Below are 9,671 nucleotides of genomic sequence, written 5' to 3' on the forward strand. Positions count from 1 at the left end.
CTGTCATATAAATTGAAATCGTTCATGGACTTCCCGATCCGTTTTTGCTAATATACGTTCCTTCAACAAAGATGGAAAGAAATATATCTGCTGAGAAAGCAATTCCAAATCATGGGGGGTGTGAATATACACGGTCTTAGCTGGAGAAAGAAGACGAACACAACGATTTCGCAGCTCCATTGGATACGGAGGGGCTGAAGAAGACAAGGCAGAACACATGTCATCTGTAAATACAAGAGCAACAAGGCTACGATTCTTTTGTGCCTGCTCTATCTTATACAAAATATCAGCAGCAAGACAGGAGAAAGTACCAGCCAAAAAGAAAAAGGAGGTAAGACTACCTTCATGAGCGTCCAAAAAAGCGGAGATCTGATCATAAACTCTATTCCCGAGCGCTTCTTCTCGCAAAATACGATACACCGAACTCTGAGATACCCGATACCGTCGAGCAATCTTCTCCACCGACAACCCTTGTCGATACAACAAACGGATATGTGTATTCCTTCCGGCAAACGAGCGCTCATAGGCAGGGATACCATACTTTTTACGTAATTTATAAATTGCCTGTCGTGTAACCCCATAAAATTCCGCAATTGCAGCATCGGTATGATACTTTTTTTGTAGAGAAAGTAACTGCTCACGTCCAATTCTATTCACGTCCAACCCCATCCACCAAGGGACGAGACACTTTGCTTACTCCCGGAATTTTGCGCAGGTTCCGCTTTACGGTAAAGAGTGCTTCCGTGTTAAAAACTTTTAATGTAAGTTCAACATACAGCTTTGCCCCTTCAACACGATATTCCAAAAACGAGATTTCCAACTTATGGTTCTCCACCAGAGAAATCACATCTTTTAAAAACACTGGATTATCATGGGCTTCCAAGGAAATTCGCGATGTGCTCGATTCCCCTTTTTTGGTATCCTCCCACACAAGAGAAACAGCGCGGAGAGGGTCATCTTTAAACAGAGACGCCGTGGGACAGTCTGTACGATGCACCGCAATTCCTCTTCCATGGGTTATAAAGCCGACAACATGATCTCCCGGTATGGGGTGACAACACGGTGAAAACCGAATCATCGTACTTGGCATACGACGAATAACAAGACTTTTCCGGCCTTCCCGCCGAATAGAGTCAATCTCATCAATGGCCTGTTTCTGTGTCACTGTTCGACGGGTGATAAATGTAATAATCTCGCTGGAGAAACGAGATTTTTCAGCCACAGCAATAAACAGCTCATCCTCTGATTGAAAATTAAACTCTCGCAAGACTTCCGGTAGGTAGGTTTCCAGATTTTCACGCAAATGGAGTTTTCCATACTCCCGGAAAAGAAGTTGCTTGCCTATGGACAAACGGTCCTTGCGCTCTACTTTTCGCAACCAGCGTTTTATTTCAGAGCGTGCACGGGGAGTGCGAACATCATTAAGCCACTCCACGTTTGGTTTACGTTCAAAAGAGTGCAGAACTTCCACTAAATCACCATCGTAGAGTTCTTGATCAGGCTTTTCAATATGACCATTTACCTTTGCACCAATACAGTGCAAGCCGATATCGCTATGTATTGCAAAGGCAAAATCCATTACGGTAGCACCCTTTGGCAAAATAATCTTTTCGTTCTTCGGTGTTCTGACAGAAATATCACGCTGTTTAATATCAATCTTAAAAAACTCAAAGAACTCCGTCGAATCTGAGAGTTCTTTCTGCCATGACACGAGGTTACGAAGCCATTTTACGGCATTACTCTCTCCAATGGGACTATCTTTATACCGCCAATGTGCCGCCACCCCTTCCTCTGCTTGATAATTCATCTCTACGGTACGAATTTGTATCTCTACAATGTTCCCATCAAAGCCTGCAACGGTCGTATGAATAGACTGATATCCGTTTGACTTGGGAGAGGCAATGTAGTCTTTCAACTTATACGGAACAGGCTGCCATAAACTGTGAACAACCCCCAATAAACGGTAGCAATCATCAACACTATTGCAGATTAAGCGTATGGCAAGAAGATCAAAAATCTCATTATACGGGATATTCCTATTTTTATTTTTTTTGTAAATACTGTAGTAGGTTTTGCTCCTGCCAAATACCTCTGCCTCAATACTCTGCTTTTGAATCTTATCTTCAAGGATGGACCGTAATTTATGAATTAAAACCTGACGTCGAGATTCACTTTCGGAGATCTTCTCCACAACCTCATGATATTCTGCAGGATACAAGTGCTTAAAAGCAAGATCCTCAAGTTCTGACTTTACATTTCCCATGCCGAGACGAAGGGCGAGGGGGACATAGATATCAAGGGTTTCCCGGGCAATACGCTCTTTTTTCTCTTGCGCCATATACCGAAGCGTTCTCAGATTATGTAAACGATCGGCAAACTTTATCATAATAACGCGTACATCCTCAGCAGCGTTTAAAAGAACCTTACGGTATGTTTCAACTTTTCGAAAGTGCTTATCCTCTTCATGAACAGAGGTGAGTTTTGTGACGCCATCTACAATACGAGATACGGAAGCCCCGAAGCACGTTTCAATATCCCCGGTATTAACACTCGTATCTTCCACCACATCATGCAGCAGGGCTGCAATAACCCCGGTTGTTCCCATACCTTGCTCTGCACAAATAAGGGACACCTCCATGGGATGAATAAAATAGGGTTCACCAGACTTTCGCAACTGGCCCTCATGAGCATCCCAAGAATAGGTAAAGGCATGAGAAACACGGTCAAAATCAAGATCAGGACTCAAAGACTTGAGCCGATCAAGATATTGCGTTTTGGCAATCCGAGCATTGGAGAAGTCAAGATTCATACAATTACTCATCCACAAGACGGGACTTTTCTTTTTTCAACTCCCGAAGTTTCGATTCTACCTCGCCCAGAAGAAACTTCAATTCGGCAGTTTTCTCTATGGCCGACAAGATCTCCTCTTCATCCTCTTTCAAATTTGTAATTTGAGCTCGAAGATCACCCACCAGAAGCTCAAGATTATTATATTTTTTCTCCGCTTCACGGATCACCTGTTCCTTATCGTCGAGGACGGAAATACGCCCCTCAATATCCTGAAGAACTCCCATGGCGCTATCAGAGCTTTTCTTTATTGAAGCAATCTCTTCAGCTTTATTTTCTATATATTCCATATCGGAGTTCAGTATTGTCAGCACTTCGTGGAGTTTTTCAATTTCTTTGTTCGCCTGTTCTATGCGTTCAAATCCCTCATCGATACTTGATATTCGATACTCAATATCACTCACCACGGTTTCCACAGAATCGATACGCTGGTCCACCGTATCAATACGGCTGGAACGAAGTGATATCTGTTCCATTTCATGACGAAGATCGGCAAGCATCTCTCCCACACGAGAGACACGTCCTTCTGCTTCCTGAATATACGACTTCTGTTTATCTATTTTACGAAGCTCTTCCTGGTGCACATCCAACATCTCCTGAAAGCGCTTTTCTGAGAGTGTGATCTTTCCCTCAAATTCACTAATCTGCTTTTGAAAATTATCAAGCCCCCGCTCTGAGTCACTCATCAAGGCAGTGATGGTATTACTCATTTCACTGAGTTTTTCCTTTTCCCGATCGATAACCAACTTTTCCTGACGAAGGTTGTTCAAAATATTCTGTGCTTCAATGGAGTGTCCCGAGAGCGTTGAAATTTTCTGTTCAACCTTAGAGACATTTTCACGTTCACGATCAATTACCTGAATTTTCATATTAACATCGCCCAACAGATAATTCAGCTGGTCAAGACGCTTCTCTGTCTTTTCAACCATGCTTTGTCGCTCAAGCTGCTGTTCAATACGGGAGTCAATATCCTCAACCATCAAATCAAGGCTGTCTATTTTTCGACCAACCTCATCAACGGCAGATGATTTTTCATTCACCATATGTATACGATCACGCACAGAATCGGATATAATCTGTAGCTCATCAAACCGTGCTGAAAGTGCAGACAACTCTTGCTCCCGTTCAGACAGCTCTAAGGTTTTTCTGTTGAGCTTATCCTCTTTCTTTTCCAATTCAAGACTTATCTCAAAGAGGTCGTCCATCTTCTTCTGTATATGATCCAGCTCTTCACTGCGTGAGAGAATTTGCCGTTTTTCTTTTTCCACAGCACTGATTTTTGAATCGAGGAACTGAATACGGCTCTCCAAACCGGCTAATTCATCAATGCGAGACTCATATCGTTTCAAATCCCCATCAAGATTATTAACCCGATCAGAGATTTCGTCATACACAGATAACTCATTTTCTGTATTTTTGATACGCTGTTCAACACGATCAAGATTCTTTTCATATTCAAGAATCTTTGCACGACTTTCATCAATACGCTCTTTATGCTTAATAATTGTATCCGCCGTGGCCTTGGTATTTTTCGCCACGTCAAATACTTCATGAATTTCCTGTTTCACCGACTCAACATGGCTACTCTTTTCAAGGATCAAGTCAACCTTTTGATCGAACTCTTCACGAATGGTGTCAACATTAGCAATCTTTGCACGGGATTGCTCAAAGAATTTCCGAAACTTTCGCACCTCATCAATCGCATCACGACTGTCGTAAAACAATGAGTCTAAGCGAGAGATATTTTTATCGATACTGGTAATTTTATCCTGTTTTTCTTCAAGATGTTTTAAATCGCTCTCTAAACGCCACGTCAAGGTATTAAGCTGGCCATTCATCTCCGTGGCCTTTTCCACCACAACCTGCTGCCGTTTCAACCCCTTTATCTTTCCATCAATATGCTCCACCAAGGCATGAAGCTGTTCGGTTTTCTCTCGGGTCAACTTATACTGATCAACCTCATCCTTTAACACCTCAAGCTGACTTTTTAACATGTCAGCCTGGCCCCGACCACCGGCAAGAATACGCTCTAACTCATCCTCTTTTCGAGTAAGCTGCTTATGCCTATTTCCACATTCCTCAAGCCCCTCGGAAATTTCTCTATAGGTTGATTCAACTGCGTATAATCTTTCCAGAAAGGTTTTTACAACGCCCTCAGGATCTTTATCTTCAGAAAGCAACATCGTTAGTTTTTCTACAGAAGAAGCAAGATGAATATCCTCTTGTTTAATATCATCCATACGGTGTTCTAACTCTGTAAACTCCTGCTTCATTTCGTCCATGGCTGTCGCCATTTGAGAAAGTTGTGTTGATTTTGTATCCCACCGCGTCAACTCTTCACGAATATTTTTGAGGCACAGGGTTATCTCTTCCTTATTTTTCTGAAAGTCAGCAAGGGTTCCTTGGGCTTCACGTGCATTTGAAACATACTCACCCAGCTCGTCAAGAAGTGGTAACAACTCCTTTCGCTCTGCTAAAAAGCTATCATAAAACGACTCAAATCGCTCAATCTCCCGAGCTAGTGTATCCGCTACAACCGCCGGATCTTTCATATTTTTCTTAAAAAAATCAGAAATCACATTATACTCCTCTCATTATTGGACAGACACCTCGCTGACAATCCGCCACGAACCATCTCTCTTTAAAAGGTCTAACCGCTTCCTGCTTACAGAGCGGAAGACTTCTGACTCATAGGTTTGATTAAAAACAAGCGACACGGTTGTATCTGTCATGTTTTTCACTTCAGGAGAGTCAACCTGTATTTCAATACGATCATAGCGTTCAAAGGTACTCTGTTTATGAGCAATCCACGACTCCCAGGTATGTCCCGGCACGTCTAAGTTCTTCGCATCATAAAAGGGGGCATATACTGCTGTATCCATGGACTCCCATGCCTCTTTCCATGAGTCAACGTAGGAAACAAAAAAAGTGTGTAGAGAATCCTTGCGTTCCTGTTGAGCGATGGCATTTTCCCGTTCCTGCACAAGATACGTGCGTTCTGCCATGATATTCTCAAGGTCAACACTTTCCTCAAAATTGAGGCCGCCATTTTCATGAATCAACACAGGTATCAGCTCGTGCCCATATATTTTATCGTACAGTTTTTTAAGGTTATCATTATGAACAGCCAAACAACCTCGAGTACTAACGGGAACTTCATCAGGGGTTGTCCCGTGAATCCAAATACCACTCCCTGTACGACCCGCCGCAATATCGTGGCGATTCGGGTAATTTAAAACAAAGGAGTACGGCCCATATATTTCGGCTGATGACCCGTACCGTTTATACAACTCTTCATCTGATTTTTTTTGGATAATGAAGTAAATACCTTGAGGAGTGCGAAGATCACCCTCATACATTTTCATACCCGGACGCGACCCCGATGCTACAGGAAATGTTCGCGTATGATTCCAAAACAAACCATCACGCTGGAGAACATGTAATACACGATCGTTCTTATCCGCTACGAGAATATATGAGAAATCTTCACCCATACTTCTAAAGCCAGTGCGTGTAATACCACCCTCTTGAGATGAATCCAGAGACGTGTCTACAGGAGTATCGTCCACCTGCTCCTCCCGGTCGTCATGAGAAGACACCCCGTTCTTCTCCACCCTGTTAGCATCTACCTGTCTCTCACCAACCGTGGAAAATAGGAATAGTGCCACAGAAACAAAAATACCGGAGAGAACAATAAAGGCGCCCAGTGCAAGAAAGACCCGTCGTATCAAAAGAGGACTTTGCTCATAAGCACTGCGAATACGCCATTTATCAATGGTGGTCCGAACATGGTTCTCAAATCTCTTTGCTCGAAGGAGCATTCTACGAATCATACTTTCCATCACCGACGTATCTCTATCCTTTCCACGTATTCACTTTGTACAGCAGTATACTATATTATGTTGTTCAAGTACAAAAAGATTTTACAAAAACAGCAATATCACGGAGAACCGCCTGGGGCATCTCAATCGCAATATTTGCATAGGGGTACGAAAGAGCAGCTCCAAAGGAGACCCGAAATGCTGGTTTGATTGTTGCTATCAAAAAGGCAAGATGGGGTGTCTGAGTCTCAGAGCGAAGGACAACCATATCATAGGACGGTCTATCTTCCAACAAAAAACTACGCACCTGCACAGCCGAAGCAACATCAACAATAGAGAACGCATCAAAAACACGTTCATATTTCTTGTGATCATCAACCTTATCAACAATACCATGCACCACAATTCCGGGACACTCTGTACGCAAAAAACGGACATCGTCGCACAGGGCCTCGTACACGCAGTCATTTTCCCCTTTTACGAGGTATAATACAGTAGAGACGTTTCCCTTCATATCAGTGAAACAGGTTTTTTCCTGACCACGAAAGGTTATATAACAATCCAACCATTGCACGATATATTTTCCGAGTATCCTTCGCAAAAACTGTTTTACTACCACCATGTACATTCTCTGCAATAAAGTTTAAAAAAAAGTGGACAACCCACAACAGGAAATATATAATAATGTCTTCCGAAAGAATGTTAATATAATAAGGTAGGAGAATGAAAAAACACAGGACGCTTTTGACTTTAGAACTACTTGGGTATGCCTGCGCTTACGTCTTTGTCCTTTTTTGGGGAGGTGAAATATTCCCCGAACCCACAGATCTTATGAGCTATCTTTTTCTGGGGCTTTCCAGCGTAACAGTGTTAAGCAGTATTACCCTTTTAATAATGTGGACACGAGCCATGGACTCCATGAGAGCCGTTGGGATAACCTCAGTACTCCTCCTCCTCTTTTATACAAACTCAACCTATACATGGCCTGTAAACCCACATATTGCACTCTTTTTTACACTTTTTCTCATCTATTCTTCGCGAGGAAATGTGAAAGTCTGGCTGTTCTCTCTCTTTTTTACAATCCTGCTTTTTGCCCATCTTCTTGGACAAACACCACCGCTTACTGCAGTAGATACGACAACCCTTGCAGGCTTTTCACTCATATTTTCTTTGGGTTCTTTTTTGTCTTCTTATTTCACTCTCAGAGAACAGCGTATTGAGCACGACATTACTACCAAGGAAGAGGTCTTAAAAAGTAGAAAAACCCTTTCTGATGAAGCAGAAGAGCTTCTCCAACAGCAACAAAGCAGTTCAGAATCAGAAACCCCAGAGTTTGACATTAGTAAAGATGAAAATCTTAAAGACCTTATTTCCAAAGAAATGGACTACGTTGTTTATTTTGTAGAACGGATCTTTCATCCTCACTCAACTATCGCCTTTATCCATGACGGTACAAATTCCGAGAATAAAAAAACCCTCTCCATATACTCTGCAAAATCTAAGGGCATGAACATAGACAGCACCTGCACGATAGTGGAAGGAGAAGGTATTATCGGTGAGGTAGCTAAGACCAAACAACCCTTCATTAGCGGAAATTTAACTCTCTATAGTAAAGATATTGGATATTACAAGGGTAATGAGGCAATTCAGTTTCTTGTGGCGGTCCCCATAATTTCAAGAACAAACCGTTTTCTCGGTGTTCTTGCCATTGACTTTCGTGAAAAAAGCATCTTTCGCGAACATCACAAAGACGCTATTCATCGATTTGCAAAAATAGCGGCAAGTCTTTTAACCAATATTCATCTACGTAAAAAAGAACAGGAAAATGCTGCCCGGTTCCATCTATTCTATGAAACCTCACGAAGTATCTCGAGTACAAATAACAATATAGAAATTTTAAAACATGTCCTTCGGGCAATAAAGAAAACAGGCCCCATTTTCCGTACTGCTGCAGTAGCCTATTTCCCTGAAAGCAACACCTGTCAGATTATTGCCGTTGATTGCGGAAACCGCGAGATAATAAAAGGGTTTAGTTTCCCCGCTTCAAATTCTATTATCGCATCAACCCTGACAAAAAATGCCATAGAATATGTCTCTGACTACTTAGAAATTCGAGAGGCAACACCTGTCTATGCAAAGGGAGAAATGCTTAATAAGCAAATTCGTTCGATCCTTGCAATCCCCTTTAAAAACACAGGAACAAATTACAAGCTTGCCGTTATTGCTGAAAGTACAGAAAAAGGAATATTCAATGAACGGGCCTATCGTGACAATATTAACATCTTGGTCAAGAACGGCAGTACGGCCTACGAAAAAGCGATACTCTATCAGCAAATGCAATTGCAAGCAACAACCGACGGCCTCACGGGATTGGTTAACCACCGAACCTTTCAAGAGCATCTTCATGAGCATATTCTGAGAAGCCACCGCTATGAACGAAAGCTCTCTTTACTCCTTATGGATATTGATCACTTTAAAGATTTCAACGATACCTATGGACACCAAATCGGTGACCTTGTCTTAAAAACTATTTCCAAGTGCCTTAAAAAGAGTGTCCGCTCAAGTGATTTGGTTGCCCGATACGGTGGGGAAGAATTTGTTGTAATACTTCCAGAAACAAATATACCTAATGCGGAAAAGATGGCAGAACGTATTCGTGTGAACATTGAAAAGCAACGAATCTCCGTGGAAGAGAAACAATTAAGTGTCACCGTAAGTATTGGTGCCGCAACCCTGGATGAACACGCATCCTCACAGTCAAAACTCATAGAAGCGGCTGATGCTGCTATGTATCATTCAAAACGGAATGGAAGAAACCAGGTTACCGTGTTCGAGGACGGTATGGAGCCACAGTCATGAGACTTGATACACGATACTCAATTTCTCTCCCCGTAACATATCATGAATATGAAAGCTCAACCCCATTTCAAGGAGCAATCCTTAACATATCCCAGAGCGGATTAGCCCTCTCTTCAGAAACACCACCTCCCGTTGGAACAGAAG

The 9,671-nt window shown here is 42.3% G+C and carries 6 protein-coding genes; 1 reads left to right on the forward strand and 5 read right to left on the reverse strand.

Annotated features, from left to right (window positions below; all coding sequences use genetic code 11):
* Positions 1-3: 3 nt before the first annotated feature.
* From CALK_RS08890 to CALK_RS08910, 5 genes are all read right to left on the reverse strand, one after another.
* A complete protein-coding gene (locus CALK_RS08890; RefSeq protein ID WP_022637352.1) occupies positions 4-657 on the reverse strand; it encodes a helix-turn-helix domain-containing protein in 654 nt (217 codons plus the stop codon).
* Positions 650-2,809, reverse strand: coding sequence for a RelA/SpoT family protein (locus CALK_RS08895; protein WP_022637353.1), 2,160 nt, complete (start codon positions 2,807-2,809; stop codon positions 650-652). Before CALK_RS08895 ends, CALK_RS08890 begins: the two co-directional genes overlap by 8 nt.
* 4 nt (positions 2,810-2,813) lie before the next feature.
* Positions 2,814-5,426, reverse strand: coding sequence for a coiled-coil domain-containing protein (locus CALK_RS08900; protein ID WP_022637354.1), 2,613 nt, complete (start codon positions 5,424-5,426; stop codon positions 2,814-2,816).
* 15 nt (positions 5,427-5,441) lie between these two features.
* The gene (locus CALK_RS08905; RefSeq protein ID WP_162146725.1) at positions 5,442-6,680 is read right to left on the reverse strand and encodes a L,D-transpeptidase family protein; all 1,239 of its coding nucleotides are present in this window, start codon (positions 6,678-6,680) and stop codon (positions 5,442-5,444) included.
* A gap of 73 nt (positions 6,681-6,753) precedes the next feature.
* A complete protein-coding gene (locus tag CALK_RS08910; RefSeq protein WP_155851841.1) occupies positions 6,754-7,128 on the reverse strand; it encodes a hypothetical protein in 375 nt (124 codons plus the stop codon).
* A 263-nt stretch (positions 7,129-7,391) separates the two neighbouring features.
* Between CALK_RS08910 and CALK_RS08915 the strand changes: the two genes are divergently transcribed.
* Entirely contained in the window at positions 7,392-9,527 is a 2,136-nt protein-coding gene (locus CALK_RS08915; RefSeq protein WP_022637357.1) for a sensor domain-containing diguanylate cyclase, read from the forward strand.
* The last annotated feature ends 144 nt before the right edge of the window (positions 9,528-9,671 follow it).

This window comes from Chitinivibrio alkaliphilus ACht1 (assembly GCF_000474745.1).
Taxonomy (GTDB): Bacteria; Fibrobacterota; Chitinivibrionia; order Chitinivibrionales; family Chitinivibrionaceae; genus Chitinivibrio; species Chitinivibrio alkaliphilus.

Bases quoted from the DNA above. Each gene is read 5' to 3' on its own strand.
- CALK_RS08895 (WP_022637353.1), bottom strand. From the start codon at position 2,809: ATGAATCTTGACTTCTCCAATGCTCGGATTGCCAAAACGCAATATCTT.
- CALK_RS08905 (WP_162146725.1), bottom strand. From the start codon at position 6,680: ATGATTCGTAGAATGCTCCTTCGAGCAAAGAGATTTGAGAACCATGTT.
- CALK_RS08915 (WP_022637357.1), top strand. From the start codon at position 7,392: ATGAAAAAACACAGGACGCTTTTGACTTTAGAACTACTTGGGTATGCC.